Annotated in this window: 19 protein-coding genes and 1 pseudogene; 12 read left to right on the top strand and 8 right to left on the bottom strand. The window is 60.6% G+C overall.

Features of this window, described 5'->3' with window-relative positions; genetic code table 11:
* Nucleotides 1-214: 214 nt before the first annotated feature.
* The 3 genes and pseudogenes from AAEZ09_RS21035 to AAEZ09_RS21025 form a co-directional block, all read right to left on the bottom strand.
* A pseudogene (locus AAEZ09_RS21035) lies at nucleotides 215-649 on the bottom strand (agmatine deiminase family protein); the annotation flags it as partial.
* 30 nt (nucleotides 650-679) lie between these two features.
* A complete protein-coding gene (locus AAEZ09_RS21030; protein ID WP_350600656.1) occupies nucleotides 680-1,891 on the bottom strand; it encodes a type II toxin-antitoxin system HipA family toxin in 1,212 nt (403 codons plus the stop codon).
* Nucleotides 1,891-2,235: a helix-turn-helix domain-containing protein gene (locus AAEZ09_RS21025; RefSeq protein WP_350600654.1), complete on the bottom strand. Its 345-nt coding sequence runs from the start codon at nucleotides 2,233-2,235 to the stop codon at nucleotides 1,891-1,893. The genes AAEZ09_RS21030 and AAEZ09_RS21025 overlap by 1 nt, the downstream gene beginning before the upstream one ends.
* 411 nt (nucleotides 2,236-2,646) lie before the next feature.
* On the opposite strand from AAEZ09_RS21025, the gene AAEZ09_RS21020 reads away from it, so the two are divergent.
* Together AAEZ09_RS21020 and AAEZ09_RS21015 are read left to right on the top strand one after the other, a co-directional pair.
* A complete protein-coding gene (locus AAEZ09_RS21020; protein ID WP_350600653.1) occupies nucleotides 2,647-3,300 on the top strand; it encodes an MliC family protein in 654 nt (217 codons plus the stop codon).
* A 41-nt stretch (nucleotides 3,301-3,341) separates the two neighbouring features.
* On the top strand, nucleotides 3,342-5,729 hold the full coding sequence (locus tag AAEZ09_RS21015; RefSeq protein WP_350600651.1) for a DUF3772 domain-containing protein: 2,388 nt from the start codon (nucleotides 3,342-3,344) through the stop codon (nucleotides 5,727-5,729).
* Nucleotides 5,730-5,801: 72 nt separating this feature from the next.
* Here AAEZ09_RS21015 and AAEZ09_RS21010 read toward each other — a convergent pair whose 3' ends face one another.
* Nucleotides 5,802-6,725, bottom strand: coding sequence for a helix-turn-helix domain-containing protein (locus AAEZ09_RS21010; protein ID WP_205892611.1), 924 nt, complete (start codon nucleotides 6,723-6,725; stop codon nucleotides 5,802-5,804).
* Between the two features lie 162 nt (nucleotides 6,726-6,887).
* On the opposite strand from AAEZ09_RS21010, the gene AAEZ09_RS21005 reads away from it, so the two are divergent.
* The 7 genes from AAEZ09_RS21005 (at nucleotide 6,888) to AAEZ09_RS20975 (ending at nucleotide 14,474) form a co-directional block, all read left to right on the top strand.
* Nucleotides 6,888-8,246, top strand: coding sequence for a glutamine synthetase family protein (locus tag AAEZ09_RS21005; RefSeq protein ID WP_045058651.1), 1,359 nt, complete (start codon nucleotides 6,888-6,890; stop codon nucleotides 8,244-8,246).
* A 174-nt stretch (nucleotides 8,247-8,420) separates the two neighbouring features.
* Nucleotides 8,421-9,509 (top strand): polyamine ABC transporter substrate-binding protein, encoded by a 1,089-nt coding sequence (locus AAEZ09_RS21000; RefSeq protein WP_045058405.1) that lies wholly within the window; start codon nucleotides 8,421-8,423, stop codon nucleotides 9,507-9,509.
* Nucleotides 9,506-10,807: an NAD(P)/FAD-dependent oxidoreductase gene (locus AAEZ09_RS20995; protein ID WP_205892609.1), complete on the top strand. Its 1,302-nt coding sequence runs from the start codon at nucleotides 9,506-9,508 to the stop codon at nucleotides 10,805-10,807. Before AAEZ09_RS21000 ends, AAEZ09_RS20995 begins: the two co-directional genes overlap by 4 nt.
* Before the next feature lie 206 nt (nucleotides 10,808-11,013).
* Nucleotides 11,014-11,610: a paraquat-inducible protein A gene (locus AAEZ09_RS20990; RefSeq protein WP_045058403.1), complete on the top strand. Its 597-nt coding sequence runs from the start codon at nucleotides 11,014-11,016 to the stop codon at nucleotides 11,608-11,610.
* Nucleotides 11,607-12,263 carry a paraquat-inducible protein A gene (locus AAEZ09_RS20985; protein WP_045058402.1) on the top strand — a complete coding sequence of 219 codons (657 nt, stop codon included), beginning with the start codon at nucleotides 11,607-11,609 and terminating at the stop codon, nucleotides 12,261-12,263. Before AAEZ09_RS20990 ends, AAEZ09_RS20985 begins: the two co-directional genes overlap by 4 nt.
* Nucleotides 12,244-13,899, top strand: coding sequence for a PqiB family protein (locus AAEZ09_RS20980; RefSeq protein WP_350600649.1), 1,656 nt, complete (start codon nucleotides 12,244-12,246; stop codon nucleotides 13,897-13,899). The genes AAEZ09_RS20985 and AAEZ09_RS20980 overlap by 20 nt, the downstream gene beginning before the upstream one ends.
* A gap of 17 nt (nucleotides 13,900-13,916) precedes the next feature.
* Complete coding sequence (locus AAEZ09_RS20975; protein ID WP_350600647.1) at nucleotides 13,917-14,474, top strand: PqiC family protein; 558 nt, start codon at nucleotides 13,917-13,919, stop codon at nucleotides 14,472-14,474.
* Between the two features lie 188 nt (nucleotides 14,475-14,662).
* Here AAEZ09_RS20975 and AAEZ09_RS20970 read toward each other — a convergent pair whose 3' ends face one another.
* Nucleotides 14,663-15,514: a site-specific integrase gene (locus AAEZ09_RS20970; RefSeq protein WP_502947587.1), complete on the bottom strand. Its 852-nt coding sequence runs from the start codon at nucleotides 15,512-15,514 to the stop codon at nucleotides 14,663-14,665.
* 427 nt (nucleotides 15,515-15,941) lie between these two features.
* Here AAEZ09_RS20970 and AAEZ09_RS20965 point away from each other — a divergent pair, with 427 nt between their 5' ends.
* From AAEZ09_RS20965 to AAEZ09_RS20955, 3 genes are all read left to right on the top strand, one after another.
* Nucleotides 15,942-16,652 (top strand): HPP family protein, encoded by a 711-nt coding sequence (locus tag AAEZ09_RS20965; protein ID WP_350600645.1) that lies wholly within the window; start codon nucleotides 15,942-15,944, stop codon nucleotides 16,650-16,652.
* Between the two features lie 142 nt (nucleotides 16,653-16,794).
* Nucleotides 16,795-17,901 (top strand): enoyl-CoA hydratase/isomerase family protein, encoded by a 1,107-nt coding sequence (locus AAEZ09_RS20960; RefSeq protein WP_045058397.1) that lies wholly within the window; start codon nucleotides 16,795-16,797, stop codon nucleotides 17,899-17,901.
* Between the two features lie 3 nt (nucleotides 17,902-17,904).
* Nucleotides 17,905-19,056: an acyl-CoA dehydrogenase family protein gene (locus tag AAEZ09_RS20955; RefSeq protein WP_350600644.1), complete on the top strand. Its 1,152-nt coding sequence runs from the start codon at nucleotides 17,905-17,907 to the stop codon at nucleotides 19,054-19,056.
* A gap of 86 nt (nucleotides 19,057-19,142) precedes the next feature.
* Here AAEZ09_RS20955 and AAEZ09_RS20950 read toward each other — a convergent pair whose 3' ends face one another.
* From AAEZ09_RS20950 to AAEZ09_RS20940, 3 genes are all read right to left on the bottom strand, one after another.
* Nucleotides 19,143-19,916, bottom strand: coding sequence for an enoyl-CoA hydratase (locus AAEZ09_RS20950; RefSeq protein ID WP_045058395.1), 774 nt, complete (start codon nucleotides 19,914-19,916; stop codon nucleotides 19,143-19,145).
* 14 nt (nucleotides 19,917-19,930) lie between these two features.
* On the bottom strand, nucleotides 19,931-21,058 hold the full coding sequence (locus AAEZ09_RS20945) for an acyl-CoA dehydrogenase family protein (protein ID WP_205892605.1): 1,128 nt from the start codon (nucleotides 21,056-21,058) through the stop codon (nucleotides 19,931-19,933).
* A 122-nt stretch (nucleotides 21,059-21,180) separates the two neighbouring features.
* Nucleotides 21,181-22,374: an acetyl-CoA C-acyltransferase gene (locus tag AAEZ09_RS20940; protein ID WP_350600643.1), complete on the bottom strand. Its 1,194-nt coding sequence runs from the start codon at nucleotides 22,372-22,374 to the stop codon at nucleotides 21,181-21,183.
* Nucleotides 22,375-22,384 lie beyond the last annotated feature (10 nt).

The following is a 22,384-nucleotide window of genomic DNA, read 5'->3' as shown; positions in this document are numbered from 1 at the left end:
GCCTGAAGCGCTAAAACCATAATTTGGCAAGCAATCTTCCGCAAACCAGAGGTACAGCCCAGCATTCCAAGTGAACACTCACTCTGGCTGTGATCTAGAATAAAAGACCTGCTCTATTGGACAGCTGAACGAAGGTAGAATTTAACTATACTAAATGTCTCTTTAGTTGAATTAGATTTTACCGCGTCCCAGATCACCTCCATCTCCGTCTTTGTCACACCGCAGGTTGATGGCAGGTCACGCAGTGAATCCCGCCACCACCCGCTGCAATCGCGTCAATGTTCAGCATCACCATCTCCCTGTCCGGATAAAGTCCGGACAGCAGTTCCAGTGCCTTCGCATCTGCGTTGTCGAGGTTGGCGATCACCACGCCCGGCTTGACGAAACGTGCGTAAAAATCCACGTGGGTCTCGGTGATGCCTTTGCCTTTGATGCCCGGTAGCCAGATGATTTTGCGTAAACCCAGGCGTTCTTTGAGCGCTTGTTCGACCTCGGCTTTGCTCCAGTCAGGGTTGCGGTTGGATTTGATCCAGCTGCTCTCGGTCATGATCCCGGTTCCATGGCCGTCCACTTCGATGGCACCGCCCTCTCCCACCAGTTCGCTGCGCAGATAGACAGCTTCGCTGGTTTGGGCGACAACAGCGGCCAGAATGGTTGCAAGCCAATCTGCAGGCGCCGGCTACCGCATCCGCTCGGTGCTGACCGCAGCCCGGGACATGACCAGTTCTTCGCCGCGCAGGCAGGTGGCGTAGTAGTCCTTGAGCGCTTCCTCCCAGCCAATGACTTCGTCGAGGAGGTGCTCGGCGTGGTCGCGGGTCAGGGCGAAGTGCGCGTGGTGGCTGAGCAGGTTGACACGGCTGATCCTGGTGCCTTCGCGGCCCACCGCCATGGACAAGGTCTGGGCAGGCCCCTCATCGATAATCGGTAAAACGTCGTACATCGGTGACAGACGCCATTGCCCGCCAAGCCAGATGATCGAATGGTTGCGCGGATGATCGTCGCTGTTACCCACCAGAGCGTTGTAGCACATGCGTTTGAACAGCTCCTGCAGATCGCCGTCGGGCACGCCGCGCCGGCGCATTTCATCAGCCACCGAGGCGTAGCGCCAGTCACGGTGGTACTGCTCGTTCCATTCGGAGTCAAGCAAGGTCAGCGCGCTGAGCATCGGGATGCGTCGGGCGCCGTCGGCCAGCGGGGTACGGTCGAAACGCTCGATCAGCAGCGTCGACGGTGATTCGGCGTGCAGTGCGGTGTTGGCCACGTTCAGCCCTTTCGACGCGGCAAAGGTCATGCAGGCGTATTCGATTGCAGGGAAATCATAGAGGTCAAAACGATCGCGGGGCTTGGCCAGGATCAGCATTCCGCTGTCCTGCAAGGTGCGCTTGGGTCGTGCACCGCCCAGGGACGAGCGCTGCTGGCGAATGTTGAGCATGGCGATCGACTGCTCATCGAGCTGGCCGTCGTACACCGCTTCGCAGGCCTCGATAAACTTCCCCAGGCCTTTGAGCGTAGGCACCGGCCCTTCCCCCAATCCGGGCGCGGGCACAGTCGCAGTGCCAGCCAGGAGGTTGCCGACCCGGTCGTTGTTCGGCGACTTGAGCAGGAAATCGATAGGTGCCAGCACCTGCCCAAATGCACGCTGCAGCAGGCGCTCGCCCCAACCGTCCGGCATTGCGTCATTGACGAAGCCGGGGATGCCGCGGTTTTTGCTGATGCCGGTATAGGCTTCGGTACGCAAGGGATAGTTGATCGGATCTGGCACCCAGCCGCCGCGCTCGACGTAGTCGGGGGCATAAATGAACTCGCCGAATTTACCCTGCAGCGTCACCCGGCCCAGGGTCAGCAGTTCACCGGTGTCCGGGTGCTCCATGTATATATAGGCACGGGACATCAGAACTCCTCCGCCTTGGTTTTCGGCAGGCGCACGCGCTTGTTGGCGATGCTCTGGTAGGCATCCGCGTCAGTGACGTAGCGAGCAATCTGCGACGTGGTTTCCACCCCGTCCAGTGACGCAAAGACCGTCTCGTTGATCCCCAGGCGCCACAGCACCAACATGAATGAGCGAAGATCGACTGACTCCGAGCCATTTTCGATCTTGCGCAGGATGTGCTCGGAGATGCCCAATGCGGATTTGAGATCAGATTGACGCAGGCCCAGAGCCAGTCGCCGGGATTTGACCAGGAGACCTATCCTGCAGAGGGTATCGCTGCAGGCAACCGGAAAAAAGTCGTTCATAACATGCACCAATTGGAGCTTTAACCTTAATAAGGTTAACCATAGCATGCTTTATAAAATGTATTACAAATATAAAGCGCATCGGAATCAGTATTAAACAGTCTTATGCTGGTATTGGTTAACATTATGGGCGTGCGGCACTGCTTGGAAAATTACCCCCATAGGTTCCTGGCGATCACCGCATCCTGTTGCCTTTGCTCAGCGTCGCTCTTGGAGCCTGCATTCCAGGCAACGTCTTGTGCACTTCCCGGCGGCGGTCGCAGTCTGTGTCTACTATAAAAGCCTGTGCGAGCTGACTTTCGATCACAGAACGAGAATCCCGATGACCAGGAGGATTGCAGGCATCGCCCCAAAGGCTGGATCGCCTGGCTGTCCGTGGTGCTGCCGATCTCCGATTAAACTGGATCGATCATGAAAACGCTCACGGTTATCTGCACCTGTCTGCTTGCCGCCAGCGCGGCGACAAGCCTGTGCGCCAGGGCTGCCACCCCTGCCCCCCTGTTTAAAACCAGCTTCGATTGCGCCAGCGCGAGTGCACCGGTGGAAAAGCTGATCTGTCGTGACGCGCAACTGGCGCGAATGGACCGTGAACTGGACCGTCTCTACCGCCTGGCGCTCACGGACGAACACTCGGTTCCGCCCCCGGGAAAAGTCAGCACCGATCAACAAATCTGGACACTGACGCGCAATCAATGCTTCATCGAAGCGGATCCCAAGGCGTGTACGGTGAGCCGCTATGCCGAACGCGCCCATCAGTTGCGCCAGGGCTCTGCCATCGTCAGGACCAAGGACCCGGACCGGCTCACCGAAGGCCCGCTGGCGATTCGATGTGCGGGGCTTAATGCGCTGATCGCCGCTACCTGGTTCAACGCCGACCCCGGTGTGGTTTACCTGCGCTGGGCCAACTCGTCGATCACCCTGAGCCAGGAACCTGCGGGGACAGGTCGGCGCTACAGCGGCAAGGACAACACGGGTTACTTTAGTTTTTCGCAAACCGGTGATGATGTGCTATTCCAGAAGCCGGGCTCCGGGACACTGCGCTGCAAAATGGAGCCGACGGGGTGATGCACTATCTACTTCAGAAAGTCAGGGGGCGGGACGCGTGTATGGGTGATGCATTGAAGTGGCTGGTGTTGAGCGTAGTCATGCTGTTTCAAGCCAGCACCGCAGTGCTTTGGGCGGCGGAGGCGCCAAACCCGATCTCCGCAGTCCCGGGAGCGCCCTCATTTTCGGTGTCCCAAAGCGAGTTGCAGGACTTGCAGGTTCGCCTGGATCGCATCAAGCAGCAAGTCTCCCAGGCGAACAACCTGAGCCTGATGGTCGGCCTGCAGGATTCGGTGCAGCTGTATATCAATGACATCGACACCCTGCAGTCAACGCTGCTGCCCGAGCAGAAGCAGTTGCAGGCGCAACTGGACGTGCTGGGGCCGGTGTCGCCGGTCGAGGTCGGCGCAGAGAAGTCGGAAATCGCCATGCAACGCGCTGACCTGTCCGAGCAAAAGCGCCGGATCGACGCCAGCCTCACCACACTGGCAGCGCTCAGAGCCAGCGCCGCCGGGCTCATCCCGCAGATCGCCGGCATTCGCCGCAGCCTTCTGGAGAGCGAGGTCACCCTGCGCAGTGGCAGCATCCTGGGGCCAGAGTTCTGGTCGCCGTTGTTCAGCCCGCCCAAAGACGATCGCCAGCGCTTGAGCGAGTTCGTAGAGCAGGCCCAAGACGCCCTGGCAGTCGCCTGGCAACCGGGCAAACGTCTGGCTACCGTGTTGTTGGTGGTGCTGGCACTGGCAATCTGGAGCTGGGGCCGCAGGGTGGCTGATCGCGGACTGACCTGGCTGTGTATTCATCGCATGCCTGAAGGACGTTTGCGTCGCAGTTCGCTTGCCCTGGCTTCGGTGATCGCCACGGTGCTCGCTACCGCGCTGGCGATGCAGTTGCTGTTCTACGCACTCACCCGCCAGCTGCCGCTGACACCAATGCTGCAAAATTTCTCCGACGAGTTTGAAAAGCTGATTTATCTGTGCGTGATGATTACCGGGTTGAGCCGCGCGCTATTGTCGACCGAGCATCCGTCGTGGCGGCTGCCGACCATCTCCGACTCCGTGGCCCACGCACTCGAACCCTTTCCGCGGATAGTGGCCTGCACCCTGCTGGTATTGGTGGGCCTGGCGCAAATCAGCAATGTCAGCGGCATGAGCGCCTCGGCCATATTGCTGGGGCGCGGGGTGATTGCCCTGGTCGTCACCGTGCTGTTTGCGATGCTGTTTCGCCGCGCCAACAAAGCCCGCAGGGCCGTGGTGGTGGCCGGCGACTCACCGGAGGCCAGTACCACGCTGGCCGGGCTGATTTATTCCGCTGCCACCGTGGCCATGATCATTTCGCTGTTCGCCCTGCTGATCGGTTACGTGTCCCTGGCACGCTTCATCACCTATGAACTGGTCTGGGGCTTCCTCGTCCTCTGCGGTTTCTACCTGCTCATCCAGCTGCTCAAGGACAGCTGTGAATACCTGTTCTCCGCCAAGAGCGCGAGCGGCAAGGCGCTCAAACAATTGCTCGGCATCGGTGACACTCGTCTCGAGCAAATTTCCATCGTACTGTCCGGTGTGGGCCGCGCCGCGTTGCTGTTGCTGGCGATCATTTCCATGTTCGTCGGTGGCGTCGGAGTCACGCTGGGGCAATTGTTCAGCCAGGTGGTGGCTATCCTAGGTGGCGACGGCTTGCGCAAACTCAATGTGGTTCCGGCTCATTTGCTCAACGCGGTGCTGGCGCTGCTGATCGGCATCTATCTGATCCGCTCGCTGCGCCGCTGGCTGGATAACGAGTTCCTGCCCAAGACCAATATGGATCCGGGCATGTGCGCGTCCCTCAGCACGCTATTTGCCAACATCGGCTACGCGCTGGTGATCCTGCTGACGCTGTCGTCCCTGGGTATCCAGTGGACCAACCTGGCGTGGATCGTCAGCGCCCTGTCGGTGGGCATCGGTTTCGGTTTGCAGGAGATCGTGAAGAACTTCGTTTCCGGCCTGATTCTGCTGACCGAGCGCCCGGTAAAGGTAGGCGATTTGATCAGTATCAGCGGGGTCGAAGGCGATATTCGCCGGATCAACGTGCGGGCCACGGAAATTCAGCTCAGCGACCGCTCCATCGTCATCGTCCCCAACTCGCAGCTAATCTCGCAGAACCTGCGCAATGTGACCCTGGGCGGCAGCGCGCAGGGGGTGGCCAGCCTGGAGCTGACCTTTCCGCTGGACATTGACCCCGAGCAAGTCAAGAACCTGCTGTACGACACCTACTGCGAGCACGAAACCATTCTCGACAAGCCTGCGCCGATGGTGCGCTTCAGCAAGCTCAGCCCCGAGGGCATCACGCTGACCGTCACGGGTTACGTCAGCAGCCCGAGGATCGTCGCCGCGACCAAGAGTGATCTGTTGTTCGAGATACTGAAGCGGTTAGGCGCGGCGGGAATCGCGTTGGCCACACCTGCGCCGACAGTCTGATTGGGATAAAGATACGCCTGCGAAAAACAGCGGGAGCGAGCGCCCTCGCCACAGGAATTGGCAGACACAGGATCATCCAGTTGCGCGGTGGTTTCGGCCACTGCGCTTGAGCGTCTCGCTCGGCAGTTCCTTGAACAACGCACGGTAGCTGCTGGAAAACCGCCCCAGATGCCAGAACGACCACTTCATCGCGACCTCGGCCACGGTAGTGTCAATGGGTCTGCACCCGAGCAGTTCGCGGTGCGCACTGTTCAGTCGGCGCAAGCGCAGCCAGTGGGTGGGCGTCATGCCGGTGTAGGCCTTGAACGCGTGCTGGACCTGGCGCAACGACACCCCGGCAACCTGGGCAAGTTGCAGCAGGTTGAGGGTTTCCTCCGGCGAGTCCGCTGCCCACTCACCAATGCGCTTCATCACCGCCCGTTCCTCGGTGCGGCGCTGCAGACCACCGTGATCCAGGCACACACTGGCATTGTCGAGCAGATAGAGGCAGTCCTCGAGCAACTGTTGGGTCAGGGCTTCCCTGCTGGGTGGATCGATTGTCTGTGTCAGCTGGGTCAAGGTGCTGCTGAGCCAGCGACTGAACAAGGCGTTCTGTCCTGAATTCAACGGCGCCAGGAACAGACCCTCGAGCCTGGCAACGTCCAGGCCGTGACGTCGCACGAAGTCCGGACCGAACACCACGGCGATTTCCTGGTAGTTCTCCGGGGTGATCCAGATGTTGCGGCTCTCGCCATTGAGCACATACAACGCGTTGTCACTGCGATCGAAACAGAACGCCAGCGCCCCCTGGGGCGCACTGAAATTCTGCTCGACCCGGGTGTTCATCTGCTCTTCGTAAATCTCCACGCCCTGCAGGTCCAGGTAACGCACGCGCCCGGCGAAATGCCCCGGTGACATCTGCTGGTATTGCTGCACCCACCCGGGCGTGGCGCGGATCTGTTCGGCCACATCTTCGGTGTTGAACGCTTGGACTTGTAACGGGCTGGACGCTGTCATGGGTGAACCTTACGCACTCGTTTGGTGCGTTTTGGTGCTGCTGAAAGTGGATAGATGGAACTGCAAGGCTCGCCCAAGATAGTCGTCAACGCGTCCCAGGGGAAGGGTGTGGTGGATGAAACCGCCCTCCCCGGCGTTAATAAAACCAATAACGAGGTCTGTATGAATGTCCCTTTCGATCAGCTGTTCACTTGGCTGAAAGATCACAAGATTACCGAAGTCGAGTGCGTCGTCAGCGATTTGACCGGCATTGCACGCGGCAAGATTGCACCCACCAACAAGTTCCTGCATGAGCGAGGCATGCGCCTGCCGGAAAGTGTGCTGTTGCAAACGGTGACCGGGGACTTTGTCGACGACGACATCTACTACGACCTGCTCGACCCGGCCGATATCGACATGGTCTGCAAGCCCGACGCCGACGCGGTGTACGTGGTGCCGTGGGCCATCGAGCCGACGGCTATCGTTATCCATGACACGTTCGACAAGTTCGGCAACCCCATTGAACTGTCACCGCGCAACGTCCTGAAAAAAGTCCTGCAGTTGTACACCGACAAAGGCTGGCGACCGATTGTTGCGCCGGAAATGGAGTTCTACCTGACCCAGCGCTGCGAAGACCCGGACTTGCCCCTCAAGGCACCACTGGGCCGTTCGGGCCGTGCGGAAAGTGGCCGGCAGTCGTTTTCCATCGACGCCGCCAATGAATTCGACCCGTTGTTCGAAGACGTCTACGACTGGTGTGAACTGCAAGGCCTTGACCTGGACACACTGATCCACGAAGACGGCCCGGCGCAGATGGAGATCAACTTCCGTCACGGCGACGCGCTGGACCTGGCCGACCAGATAACCGTATTCAAGCGCACGCTGCGCGAAGCGGCGCTCAAGCACAACGTGGCGGCAACCTTCATGGCCAAGCCCATCGGCGATGAGCCCGGCAGCGCCATGCACATTCACCAGAGCGTGGTGGACATCAGCACCGGCCAGCCGATTTTCGTCGACGCCGACGGCAAGATGAGCGAGCTGTTTTTAAACCACATTGGCGGCCTGCAGAAGTACATCCCCAAAGTGCTGCCGATGTTCGCGCCCAACGTCAATTCGTTCCGCCGCTTCCTGCCGGACACCTCGGCCCCGGTGAACGTCGAATGGGGCGAGGAGAACCGTACCGTCGGCCTGCGGGTACCGACCTCAAGCCCCGAGGCGATGCGCGTGGAGAACCGCCTGCCCGGCGCAGATGCCAACCCCTACCTGGCGATTGCCGCCAGCCTGTTGTGTGGTTACCTGGGCATGATCGAAGGCGTGCAGCCAAGCGCGGCGGTAGAGGGTCGCGCCTATGAGCGGCGCAACCTGCGCCTGCCGATCACCATCGAGGACGCCCTGACGCAAATGGAAGAGTGCCAGACCATCGAAAAGGTCCTGGGCAGCAAATTCGTGCGCGGGTATGTCGCGGTGAAGCGCGCCGAACACGAGAACTTCAAGCGGGTGATCAGTTCGTGGGAGCGTGAATTTCTGTTGTTCAGCGTTTAGGTATCAGGCGTCTGCGAAGGCCCCATCGCGACCAGGCTCGCTCCCTCAGGGGAATGAATGCCATTCGTTCCCACTTTGGAATGCCATCAACTGTGGGAGTGAGCCTGCTCGCGATGAGCCACCAACAACACGACAGAAACACCTGAAAAATCCAATAACTCCAAGAGGTGTCGAATGCGTCTATTGAAATCCGTGGTCCCGGCAACGCTGGCCTTGCTGTTCAGCGCAGTGTCTCAGGCCCAGCCTACCGTCAGTGTCTACAACTGGACCGATTACATTGGCGAGACCACCCTGGTCGACTTCCAGGCGAAAAGCGGGATAAAAGTCATCTATGACGTCTTTGATTCCAACGAAACCCTCGAAGGCAAGCTGCTCGCCGGGCGGACCGGATACGACGTGGTGGTGCCGTCCAACCACTTCCTCGCCCGTCAGGTAAAAGCCGGCGCGTTCCTCAAGCTCGATCGCGCGCAATTGCCTAACTACAAGCACCTGGACCCCAAGCTCCTCGCCCTGCTGGAAAGCAACGACCGGGGTAACGAGCATTCGGTGCCGTACCTGTGGGGCACTAACGGCATCGGATACAACGTTGAAAAGGTCAAACAGGTGCTCGGCATCGACCGGATCGACTCCTGGGCCGTGATGTTCGAGCCGGAAAACCTGAAAAAACTCAGCCAGTGCGGCGTCTCGATGATGGATTCGGCGGACGAAGTGTTCCCCGCCATTCTCAATTACATGGGCATGGACCCGCGCAGTGAAAATCCCGAGGATTACAAGAAAGCCGAAGCCAAACTGCTGAGCATCCGGCCATACATCACGTATTTCCACTCGTCCAAGTATGTGTCCGACCTGGCCAATGGTGACATCTGCGTCGCCTTCGGCTATTCCGGCGACGTGTTCCAGGCTGCCAACCGCGCCAAGGAAGCCGGGAACGGAGTGAACATCGCCTACGCCATCCCCAAGGAAGGCAGCAACCTGTGGTTTGACCTGCTGGCGATTCCAGCCGACGCGAGCAACCCTAAAGAAGCCCATGCGTTCATCAATTACCTGCTCGACCCGCAAGTGATTGCCAAAGTCAGCGCCTCGGTCGGCTACGCCAACCCCAACCCTGACGCCAAACAATTCATGGACCCGGAGCTGGTAAACAACCCCGAGGTCTATCCTCCTCAGGCCGTCCTCGACAAGCTCTACATCTCGACTACCCCGCCCCAGGCGATCATGCGACTGATGACGCGTTCGTGGAGCAAAGTGAAGTCCAACAAATGAACCAGTACACTCAGGAACATGCGCACTCTTACTACGCCGCCACGGCCCGGGACCTGACGGCCTACCCGAGCCTGGCGACTGATCGGGTTGCTGACGTGTGTGTGATAGGCGGCGGTTTTACCGGGGTCAATACCGCGATCGAGCTGGCGCAGCGTGGGCTTTCGGTGATTCTGCTCGAAGCCCGGCGGATTGGCTGGGGCGCCAGTGGGCGCAATGGTGGACAGTTGATCCGTGGGATCGGCCATGACGTCAGCGGGTTTGGCCGTTACATCGGGGCGGATGGCGTGCGTTATCTGGAGCACGCCGGCACAGCATCGGTCGAACTGGTGGGCCAGCGCATTCGCGAGCACGCCATTGATTGCGACTTGCGCTGGGGCTTTTGCGAACTGGCCAACACCCAGGCGCAGTTCGCCGCATTCAAGGCTGAGCAGCAGCAACTGCAGACGAGTGGATACGCCCATGAAACCCGCCTGGTGGGGCCGCAGCAGATCCGCCAGGAAGTGGTGGACTCCGGCGTGTATGCCGGCGGCCTGGTGGACATGGGCTCGGGGCACCTGCATCCGCTCAACCTGATCCTTGGCGAAGCACGCCTGGCTGCGTCCCTCGGGGTGCAGATCTTCGAGCAGAGTCCGGTGCTGGAGTTGATCCATGGCGATACGGTGCAGGTGCGTTGCGCGGGTGGCACGGTGCGCGCGGGCAGGCTGGTGCTGGCGTGCAACGCGCACCTGGATGAACTCGAGCCCAAACTCAGTGGCAAGGTGTTGCCCGCCGGCAGCTACATCATTGCGACCGAGCCGCTGACCGCGGATGCCGCCAGTGCATTGATCCCCCACAACCTGGCGTTGTGCGATCAGAAGGTCGGGCTGGATTATTACCGGCTTTCGGCCGACCGACGCTTGTTGTTTGGCGGTGCCTGTCATTATTCCGGCCGCGACCCGGCGGACATTGCCGCCTATATGCGCCCGCAGATGCTCAAGGTGTTCCCGCAACTGGCGGATGTGCGCATCGACTACCAATGGGGCGGCAAGATCGGCATCAGCGCCAATCGCTTCCCCCAGGTCGGTCGCTTGGGCCAGCACCCGAATGTCTACTATGCCCAGGGTTACTCCGGGCATGGGCTGAACGTGACCCACTGGTGCGCCAAGCTACTGGGTGAAGCGATACATGCCGGACACAGCCAGGGCTTCGATGTATTCAGCGCCGTGCCGCACATGACCTTCCCCGGCGGCCCGATGCTGCGCTCGCCGCTGCTGGCGTTGGGGATGTTGTGGTATCGGGTGCGCGAAATCCTGGGCTAAATCCGCCTCCGCAGGAGCTGCCGAAGGCTGCGATCTTTTGACCTTGACCCTAAATAAAGGCAAAGACCGCAGCCTTCGGCAGCTCCTGCAGAGCTCATGCCTTCTGTCTTCTCATGGCTTTGATTCAATTTCGATTTGCTGATTCGCCACTCGCCTCTATATTGAGGAGGTGCTCTGCCTTTAAAGCCTCTTATTGAGCGCGACCCATGGCCTCGAACGACCAGTTGATCATCTGCGAGCATTGCGATTGCGTGTTTCAAAAAGCGACGCTCGCCAAACATCAGAAAACCCTGTGCTCACGTTGTGGCGGGGTGCTCCAGCGCTATAACGGCTTGACCATAGAGCAGCGCCTGGCGTTGAGCCTCACGGCGCTGGTGGTGTGGATCTTCACCAACTTCTACCCGGTAATGAGCATCAGCCTCAAGGGCTTGAAAAACAGTGCCACGCTCTGGGATTCGGTACTGGCCCTCAGCCAGGGCCCCATCACCTTCATCGCCATGGTCGCAGCCATCGCCATGATCATCGCCCCGATCTTTCAGCTGGTGCTGCTGATCTGGGTACTCGGTTTCGCCCTCTCCGGGCAACGCTGCCCCGGCTTCAAACCCTGCATGCGCTGGCTGGAAACCCTGCGCCCCTGGAGCATGCTCGAAGTCTGCCTGCTGGGGGCCATGGTCGCCGTGATCAAACTGGCAGGGTTGCTCGATGTATTGCCCGGCATCGGCCTGTTCGCCCTTGCCGTGCTCAGCCTGATGATGATCCGCATCGCCGGGCGCGACGTGCGTGATCTGTGGGACACCCTATGAGCCGACCGCCAGTGGCGCATGACCTCGACCTATGCCTCTGTCACAGTTGCGGCCTGGCGTGCGACATGACGCATGAACCCCATGAGTGCGAACGCTGTGACGCGCCCTTGCACCGACGCAAGACCAACTCGATCACCCGGACCTGGGCTTACCTGCTGACCTCGCTGGTGTTCTACATTCCCGCCAACCTGTTGCCGGTCATGAACACAAAGATGGTCGGCAATGGCGCCGACAGCACGATCATGAGTGGCGTGCTGGAGTTCTGGGAAGCGGGTGCCTGGGACATCGCCCTGATCATCTTCATCGCCAGCATCGCGGTGCCGGGCATCAAGTTCGTGGCCCTGACGCTGCTGCTGGTGACCGTCCAGCGCAACAGCCTGTGGGCACGCAGGGAGCGCTCGAAAATGTATCGCTTCGTCGAGGTGATCGGCTACTGGTCGATGCTCGACGTCATCGTCGTGGCGCTGGTCGCCGCCCTGGTGAAATTTCAGGCCCTGGCCGATATCGAGCCAAGGCCGGGTATTCTGTTTTTTGGCCTGGTGGTGGTGTTCACCATGCTGGCGGCGATGAGTTTCGACCCACGCCTGATCTGGAATGAATCGCGGGAAAAGCCGCATATCGAGGAGGTCATGGATGAAGTCGCAAGCCACTGACGGGCCCCAGGCCCCCGGCCAGGCCCCGATCAAGACCCGCAGGTTCAGCGTTTCCCTGGTGTGGATCGTGCCGATCGTTGCGGTACTGGTCGGTATTTCGCTGGTGGTGCACAGCATCCTGCAGCAAGGGCCGACCATCACCATCACGTTCAAGACGGGCGCCGGCCTCACCGCCAACAAGACCGAGGTCAAGTACCGCAACGTGGTGATCGGCCATGTCTCGGAAGTCGAACTCAGTGACGACCAGAAAAGTGTCAATGCCACGATAAAACTGGCCAAGCAGGCGGAAAGCTTTACCCGTGAAGACTCGAAGTTCTGGGTCGTGCGCCCGCGCATCGGGGCTGGCGGTGTGTCGGGTATCGACACCCTGCTGTCCGGCGATTACATCGGCGCTGATATCGGCCAGGCCAACACCCGGGCGAAGCGCTTCCAGGGCATGGAAAACCCGCCGCCGATCACCTACGGCGAACCGGGCAAGCGCTTTACCCTGCACACCCAGGACCTGGGCTCGCTGGACATCGGCTCGCCTGTCTACTACCGCAAGATCCCGGTCGGCCAGGTGGTGGCCTACGCCCTGGACCCCGATGGCAAAGGGGTGAACATCGACGTGTTCGTCCACTCGCCCAATGATGCCTATGTCACACAAAACACCCGGTTCTGGAACGCCAGCGGCATTGATGTAAGTGTCGGCGCCAACGGCTTTGCGCTCAAGACCGAGTCGTTGTCCTCGATACTGGTCGGCGGCATCGCCTTTCGCGCCCCTGAGTACAGCCCTGACGACAAACCCGCGGCAGAAGAATATGCCTACGAGCTGTTCCCTGACCAGCAGACCGCCCTCGCCCCGCCCAATGGCAAGGCGCAGTACCTGAGCCTGCGTTTCGATCAGGCGCTGCGTGGGCTGAAGGTCGGCGCCCCGGTGGAGTTCCTCGGTACGGAGTTCGGCAGAGTCGTTTCGGTCAACCTCGATTTCGATGCGCAGAAGCGCAGCTTTCCGCTGAATGTCGGCATCGTCATCTACCCGCAACGCCTCGGCACGGCCCATACCAAGATTCAAAAGGTGTTGAATCACGACTCCAACGACGAGGCCGCCGGTGTGCGCCTGATGGGCTCCTTCGTCGAGAACGGCCTGCGCGCCCAGGCCCGCAGTGGCAACCTGTTGACAGGGCAGCTGTACATTGCGCTGGACTTCTATCCCAAGGCGCCAAAGGTCGCGTTCGATGTGACTGCCCGCCCCGTCAGCATTCCAACCATTCCGGGCAGCCTGGAGGAGATTCAGGGCAAACTGGAGGCGATGGTCGACAAGATCAACAAACTGCCGATCGAACGAATCGCCAACAACCTCGATGCCAATCTGGTCGAGCTGCGCAAGGGCCTGACCCAGTTTAATGCCAAGACGTTGCCCGGCGTCCAGAGCACCCTGGCCGACGTCAGCAAGACCTTGCAGTCGGCCAACTCGACATTGGCCGAGGACTCGCCGCAACGTGAGCAACTGTCCGAAACCCTGGACGATCTGGGCCGTACCTCGCGTTCCTTGCGCGACCTGGCGGATTACCTGGGACGCCACCCCGAATCGCTGATTCGCGGACGCCCCAATAATGCCGCGCCTATCGACCTGCAAGGGCCGCCGAGCAAATGACCACAGGAGCATCACCCATGGCTTTTCCGCTGAAGATCGCCCTGCTCGCCGCGCTGTCATTGCTCGCCGCCTGCCGCAGTGATCCGATTCAGTTCCATACGTTGACCCCGGCGCAGTTGAACGCGAATTCGCAGTCCACGGCGCAGATCCAGATCGAATCACTCACGGTGCCGCCCCAGGTCGATCGTCCGCAGATCGTCGTGCGCCAGGGCAATACCGGGATCGCGATTCTTGAAACCCAATGGTGGGGCGCCAGCCTGGTGGATGAGTTACGCAGCGCGCTGGTCGACCAGATGGTCAACAGCAACCCCAGGCGCAATATCTCGGTGCGCCTTGAGGTGCAGCGGTTCGACTCGATTCCGGGTCAATATGGGCTGATCGACGTAAAATGGCGCCTGCGCGACGCAGGCGCCACTGAAAAGGGCACCCTCACCTGCCGCAGCACCTTGAAGACCCCTTCCGGGCCTTCGATTGACGACCTGGTTGATGCGCAGCAGAACAACGTCAAGCGTCTGGCCGCGCTGATCAGCCAGGCGGCAGGCAATCCGCAAAAAACCTGCCCCACCAGTCTGTAAACACTGACAAATCCTGTATGTTCGTCAGTGTTCAAGCGGAATATCAGGCTGCCAGGGCTATCGTTCAGGTGCACCCACTGTAGGAGCGAGCTCGCTCGCGATGGTCGTCAACGATAACGCGGGGTGTCAGGCTCCCAGAGAGATCGTTCACGACCATCGCGAGCGAGCTCGCTCCTACAACAACGGCATCACAAATCGAAACGATCCACCGCCCGCCGCCGCTCGTTGTCGTCACGCACATCGTAGTTGGCGGTCGTCTGGATATTGCTGTGGTGCGCCAGCTTCTGCGCGATCGAAAGGTCGTGCTCCTCGATCACCCGGGTGATGAACGACCGCCGAAAATCGTGGGGCATGATCTTCACGCCGACCTGCGCGCCACGCTGGCGGGCAATGTAATAGATCGCATGTTTGGTGATGCGCTCGCGCGTGATGTGGCTGCCTCGACGAATGCGGTTGAACAGGAACGGGTCATCCACCTCCCCCTCCTTGAGCTGCGAGCGGCGCAGTTCGAGCCAGGCGTCGAGTTTGGCAAAGGCCCAGGTGGGCGCATATTTGATCAACTGCTTGTTGCCCTTGCCCGTCACTCGCAGGCTGCGCTCGGCAAAATCCAACTGACTGAGGTCCAGGTTGACCGACTCCGACTTGCGCATCCCCGAGCCATACAGAATTGCAATGATAGCGGCGTCGCGCAGCCCCTGTGGCCTGGGGTCGGCGGCACACACCGCCATCAGTTCCTGGATCAGCGAACGGCGCAGGTTGCGCCCCTGGGACAGCCGCGTGCCGGCGATGCCCTTGACCGAGCGCATCTTCAACAGGTGTTCCTGGCTGATCAGGCTCATGCGCCAGGCTTCATTCATTACCCCGCGCACGGCGTTGACGTACAGCGATGAGGTGTTGGGCGCATAACCGTCCTCGCGCAGCGCTGCAACCAGCGCAATGACATCCTCTGGCTGTAATTGATGCCAGGGAATTTCCTCGACGTTCATGTCTTCGAAACCCAGGCGATCGGTGGCATCCTGCAGGACATAACGCATCGTCATTTGGCTGGAGGGTGCCAATCGCGCCAGGTAGACAGTGAGCGGATTAGCCTTGGAAGCGGGTAAGTCAGTCAAACGAAACGGCCTTGAGTGAAATCGGTGTCATGGAGCAAAAAACAGCAATCGGCTGCCTTGCGGTGGTCAGGTGCGGGACGAATCACAAGCTCCATCATCTGACGTGCCCCGGTGGGGCTCCCAACCCTGCCGGCCGGGGCTGCAAAAGTCAAATCAGCTGTCATTTAAAAATCGCAACGCTCCAATTAAACTCATAATTAATGCATTCAACCTGCATTAATATGAATTTGTCAGTGACCGTATAGCGAGGCAAACTGTGCGCGTTCCTCCCCCAACAGAGGGAACACTTTCAAGGGCTTACTGGGTTTCCAGCCGAGCCTTTTTTTTCGCCTGCTTTTCACGGATCGTTTAATTCATGCTTGCTCGCTGGTTACCTGCCGCCATCAACACTCGCCCCACTGAATGGAGCCGCGCCGCGATTGGCATGGCCATAGGTACGATGTTCACCGTCTGGCTGTGCAGCCAGGTATTCGGCGTCGAAGTGGCCCAACACCTTATCGGGCCGCTGGGGGCTTCGGCCGTGCTGCTGTTTGCCGTGTCATCCGGTGCCCTCGCCCAACCCTGGGCGATCCTGGGCGGCTACCTGAGTGCTGCAGTGGTAGCTCTGCTGGTAGCGCACGTGCTCGGTCGCACGTTGACCAGCGCATGCCTGGCGGCGGGTGTTGCGCTGATCCTGATGTGCTGGCTGCGTTGCCTGCACCCGCCAGCCGGCGCCCTGGCGCTGACCCTGGTGCTGGCCGACCCTGCGACCATCGCCCTTGACTGGCAAGCTCTGGGGCCCGTCATGCTCGGGGCTGCCACCCTGTTGTTATGTGCCCTGCTCTACAATAACCTGACGCGCATCCGTTATCCCAAACGTGCAGGCGAGCCCCCGGTGGCAGTGACCGCCGGTCCCGCCGTGGTCGACAGCCAAGGCATCACCGCCCAGGATTTGAAGCTGGCCCTGGCAGACCTGGAGGCCTTCTACGACGTCACGCCCGAAGACCTCGAGCAATTGATCCATGCCAGTGAAGTGCACGCCCGGCGGCGTAACATTGGCGACGTGTTCACTGAACGGTCCGCGTAGTCAGATTCCGCTCCCTGCATGCATATCTGCAGACTGGACCTGCAGATATCCCGGTTGTACATCACAAATTTGCACTGGTACGATCCTTGATCGCTCGCGTGCGAGCTTCTCTATAAAGAACAATAAAAGCAGGGAGTTAGTGATGACTGCTCAGGTTTCTTCTCCGGGGACTCAGTCCATGGATGCCACGCACAACGACGTGCTGGCCGAAGTACGCAACCACATTGGTCACCTGACCCTCAATCGTCCCGCCGGTCTCAATGCCCTCACTCTCGACATGGTGCGTAACCTGCAGCGCCAGCTCGACGCCTGGGCGCAGGATTCGACGGTACACGCCGTCGTATTGCGCGGCGCCGGAGAAAAAGCCTTCTGTGCCGGTGGTGACATCCGCTCGCTGTACGACAGCTTCAAGAACGGCGACTCGCTGCACCAGGATTTCTTCGTCGAGGAATATGCCCTGGACCTCGCCATTCACCACTACCGCAAACCGGTGCTGGCGCTGATGGACGGATTTGTCCTGGGCGGCGGCATGGGCCTGGTGCAAGGTGCCGACCTGCGGGTGGTCACGGAAAAAAGCCGCCTGGCGATGCCGGAAGTGGGCATAGGCTATTTCCCGGACGTCGGTGGCAGCTACTTCCTGCCTCGCGTGCCCGGCGAGCTGGGGATCTACCTGGGCGTCACCGGCGTGCAGATTCGCGCAGCCGATGCTCTCTACTGCGGGCTGGCCGACTGGTACCTGGACAGCAATAAAATCGCCATCCTGGACGAGCAGCTTGATCAGATGGCATGGCACGACACCGCGCTCAAGGACCTGCAGGGCGTACTGGCCCGGCTCGCGGTGCAGCAACTGCCCGAGGCACCGTTCATTGCGCTGCGCCCGGCCATCGATCACTTCTTCGCCTTGCCCGACGTGCCGAGTATGGTTGAGCAACTGCGTGCAGTCACGGTGGCTGACAGCCACGACTGGGCGCTGGCGACTGCTGACCTGCTGGAGACGCGCTCGCCGCTGGCCATGGGGGTCACCCTGGAAATGCTGCGCCGTGGTCGCCACCTGAGTCTGGAAGACTGTTTTGCCCTTGAACTGCACCTGGACCGCCAGTGGTTCGAGCGTGGTGACCTGATCGAGGGCGTGCGCGCCTTGCTGATCGACAAAGACAAGACGCCACGCTGGAACCCGCCCACCTTGCAGGCGCTGGGCGCCGGGCATGTGGAGAGTTTCTTTGAAGGCTTCGATCGGAGCGGGAGCTGAGCCATGCACGATATCGAATTGAGCGAAGAGCAAGTGATGATCCGCGACATGGCCCGGGATTTCGCCCGGGGTGAAATCGCGCCTCATGCCCAGGCCTGGGAAAAGGCCGGCTGGATTGATGACGCCCTGGTGGCGAAGATGGGCGAGCTCGGCCTGCTGGGCATGGTGGTACCCGAGGAATGGGGCGGCACCTATGTCGACTACGTGGCCTATGCGCTGGCGGTGGAGGAAATTTCCGCAGGTGACGGCGCCACCGGCGCCCTGATGAGCATCCACAATTCCGTCGGTTGCGGGCCCGTGCTGAACTTCGGCACCGAAGAACAGAAACAGGCCTGGCTGCCGGACCTGGCCAGCGGCAAAGCCATTGGCTGCTTCTGCCTGACCGAACCCCAGGCCGGTTCCGAAGCACACAACTTGCGCACCCGCGCGGAACTGCGCGATGGCCAGTGGGTGATCAACGGCGCCAAGCAATTTGTCAGCAATGGCAAGCGCGCCAAATTGGCCATCGTGTTCGCCGTGACCGACCCGGACCTGGGCAAACGCGGAATTTCCGCCTTCCTGGTGCCGACTGATACCGCCGGTTTCATCGTAGATCGCACCGAACACAAGATGGGCATTCGCGCATCCGATACCTGCGCAGTCACCCTGAACAATTGCACCATCCCCGAAGCCAATCTGCTGGGTCAACGCGGCAAGGGCCTGGCCATCGCCCTGTCCAACCTTGAAGGTGGACGCATCGGCATCGCCGCCCAGGCGCTGGGCATCGCCCGCGCGGCATTTGAAGCAGCCCTGGACTATGCCCGTGGTCGGGTGCAGTTCGATAAGCCGATCATTGAGCACCAGAGCATTGCCAATCTGCTCGCCGACATGCACACCCGGCTGAACGCGTCGCGCCTGTTGATCCTGCACGCGGCGCGCCTGCGCAGCGCCGGCAAGCCTTGCCTGTCGGAGGCGTCACAAGCCAAGCTGTTCGCGTCGGAAATGGCCGAGAAGGTCTGCTCTTCGGCGATACAGATTCATGGTGGGTATGGCTACCTGGAAGACTACCCGGTGGAGCGCTACTACCGCGATGCGCGGATCACGCAGATCTATGAGGGGTCGAGCGAGATTCAGCGGATGGTGATCGCCCGAGAATTGAAGAACTATCTGGTTTAGGGCCTGCAAGAACTGCGGGCAAGCCTTGCTCCCACAGTCACTGATAACCTGTAGGAGCAAGGCTCGCCCGCGATAGCCTTACGCGATTACTGGCCCTGGAACTGCGCCTCACGCTTGGCAATAAACGCCGCCATCCCTTCCTTCTGATCCTGCGTCGCGAACGCCGCATGGAATACACGACGCTCAAAGCGCACGCCCTCAGACAGGCTGACTTCGAACGCGCGGTTGACGCTTTCCTTGACCATCATCGCAATCGGCAGGGATTTAGCGGCGATCAACGCGGCGACTTTCAATGCCTCTGCCAGCAACTCATCCGCCGGCACGATGCGCGCCACGATGCCACAGCGCTCTGCTTCCACGGCGTCGATCAAACGTCCGCTCAGGCACATTTCCATGGCCTTGGCCTTCCCGACTGCGCGGGTCAGGCGCTGGGTGCCGCCCATGCCCGGGAGCACACCGAGGTTGATTTCCGGTTGGCCGAACCGGGCATTGTCGCCCGCCAGAATGAAGTCGCACATCAGTGCCAGTTCACAACCGCCACCCAAGGCAAAACCGTTCACCGCAGCAATGATGGGCTTGCGGCGATTGGCCACGCGGTCGCTGTCGCTGAACAGATCGTCGAGGTAGATCTGCGGATACGTCAGCTCGGCCATTTCCTTGATGTCGGCGCCGGCCGCGAAGGCTTTTTTTGAACCGGTGAGCACGATGCAGCCGATGTTCGAGTCAGCTTCCAGGCCATCGAGCGCCTGGTTCAGTTCGCTGACGATCTGCGCATTCAATGCGTTTAACGCCTGGGGCCGGTTCAGGGTGATCAGGCCAACACGACCGTGGATTTCCAGCAAAATCGTTTCGTAGTTCACAAATGGACTCCTGTTCAAAGGTTGCGCGAGATAACCATGCGTTGAATGTCGCTGGTGCCTTCGTAGATCTGGCACACCCGCACGTCGCGGTAGATGCGCTCCAGCGGGAAGTCGTTCAGGTAACCGTAGCCGCCCAAGGTTTGCAAGGCCGCAGAACAGACTTTTTCAGCCATTTCCGAGGCAAACAACTTGGCCATCGAGGCTTCGACCAGGGCGGGCTTGCCGCTGTCACGCAAAGCCGCTGCGTAGTGCACCATCTGCCGGGCAACGGCAATCTGGGTCGCCATGTCGGCGAGGCGGAACGCGACGGCCTGATGTTCGATGATCGGCTTGCCGAAACTTTCCCGCTCCCTTGCGTAGTCCCGGGCTGCTTCGAACGCGGCTCGGGCCATGCCCACCGATTGCGAAGCAATGCCGACACGACCGCCTTCGAGGTTGGCCAGGGCGATTTTGTAGCCTTCACCCTCCTCGCCCAAACGGTTGGCCACTGGCACCTTCACGTCTTCGAAGAGAATCTGGCAGGTGTCGGAGGCGTGCTGGCCGAGCTTGTCTTCGACCCGCGCGACTTTGTAGCCCGGTGAATCGGTGGGGACGATCAGAGCGGTGATCCCGCGCTTGCCTGCGCTCGGGTCCGTCACGGCAAACACGATCACCACGCCGGCATTCTGCCCGGAGGTGATGAACTGTTTGCAGCCGTTGAGCACGTAGTGGTCGCCTTCCAGGCGGGCACGTGTTCTCAGGCCACTGGCATCGGAACCGGCCTGGGGTTCGGTGAGGGCAAAAGCGCCGAGCATGTCGCCCCTGGCCAGGGGTTTGAGAAAGCGTTCTTTCTGCTCATCGGTGCCGTAATTGAGGATCGGCACGCAGCCCACCGAGTTGTGCACGCTCATGATGGTCGAGCACGCACCGTCACCGGCCGCGATCTCTTCCAGGGCCATGGCGTAGGCCAGGTAACCGGTGTCGCAGCCGCCCCATTGCTCCGGCACGAGCATGCCGAAGAAGCCCAGTTCGGCCATTTCGCCGATGGCTTCGGTGGGAAAACGATGCAGGCGGTCCCACTCGGCGGCGAACGGTTTCAGCCGTTCCTGGGCAAACTGCCGTGCCGCGTCGCTGATCTGGGATTGTTCGTCATTGGGAATCATGCCAAATCCTTGAATATGAAATACCCCGTATAGGAGCTGCCGCAGGCTGCGATCTTTTAATGATGATCTTCAAGGTCAAAAGATTGCAGCGTGCGGCAGCTCCTAAAGGGGGGGTGCGGGTTTTAGTACAGGCATTCCACAGCCATCGCCGTGGCTTCACCGCCGCCGATGCAGATAGCTGCAACGCCGCGCTTCAAGCCTTTCTGGCGCAGCGCCGAGAGCAGGGTCACCAGGATCCGCGCGCCGGATGCGCCAATTGGATGGCCCAGTGCGCAAGCCCCGCCGTGCACGTTGACTTTTTCATGGGGGATTTCCAGTTTGGCCATGGTCACCAGGCTGACCACCGCAAACGCTTCGTTGACTTCAAACAGATCGACCTGGTCCAGGGACCAACCCGTCTTTTTCATCAACTTGCGGATCGCGCCCACCGGGGCGACCGGGAACAGGCCTGGGGTATCGGCAAAGGCAGCATGCCCGTGAATCACTGCCAGCGGCTTGAGCCCCTGTTTTTCGGCAGCGGAGCGGCGCATCAACACCAGGGCCGCAGCGCCGTCGGAGATCGAGCTGGAGTTGGCCGCAGTCACGGTGCCACCGTCGCGGAACGCCGGCTTGAGTGAAGCAATCTTGTCCAGTTTGGCTTTCGGCGGCTGTTCGTCGTTACTGATTAGCACCTGTTCCTTGCCGACGGTAATGGTAAGCGGGACGATCTCGTCCTTGAAACTGCCGTCCTTGATCGCCTGCTGTGCACGGGTGGTCGAGGCAATGGCAAAGGCATCCTGGGCTTCTCGGCTGAAATCGTTGGTCTCGGCGCAGTCTTCGGCGAAGGTGCCCATCAGGCGTCCCTTGTCGTAGGCGTCTTCAAGCCCGTCGAGAAACATGTGGTCCATCACGCGACCGTGACCCATGCGGTAACCGCTGCGTGCGCGGTCCAGCAGGTACGGCGCGTTGGACATGCTCTCCATGCCTCCGGCGACGACCACCTCGGCACTGCCGGCGACGAGCATGTCGTGGGCCAGCATCGTCGCTTCCATACCCGAGCCGCACATTTTGTTCAGCGTGGTGCAGCGGGTTGATTTGTCCAGCCCGGCACCCAGCGCGGCCTGGCGCGCCGGGGCCTGGCCAAGGCCTGCGGAGAGGACGCAGCCGAACAGCACTTCCTCGACCAGAGCAGGGGCGATGCCGGCGCGTTCGACGGCGGCGCTGATCGCGGCAGCACCCAGTTGCGGTGCGGTGAGACTTTTCAGTTCGCCCTGGAACCCGCCCATGGGGGTGCGCACGGCGCTGACAATAACAATCGGATCGTTGGCAATAGTCATGACGAATTCT

This window comes from Pseudomonas sp. 65/3-MNA-CIBAN-0223 (genome assembly GCF_040310425.1).
Taxonomy (GTDB): Bacteria; Pseudomonadota; Gammaproteobacteria; order Pseudomonadales; family Pseudomonadaceae; genus Aquipseudomonas; species Aquipseudomonas gregormendelii.
Note: the sequence above shows the minus strand (reverse complement) of the source record. Positions and strands in the feature narration are given on the sequence as shown.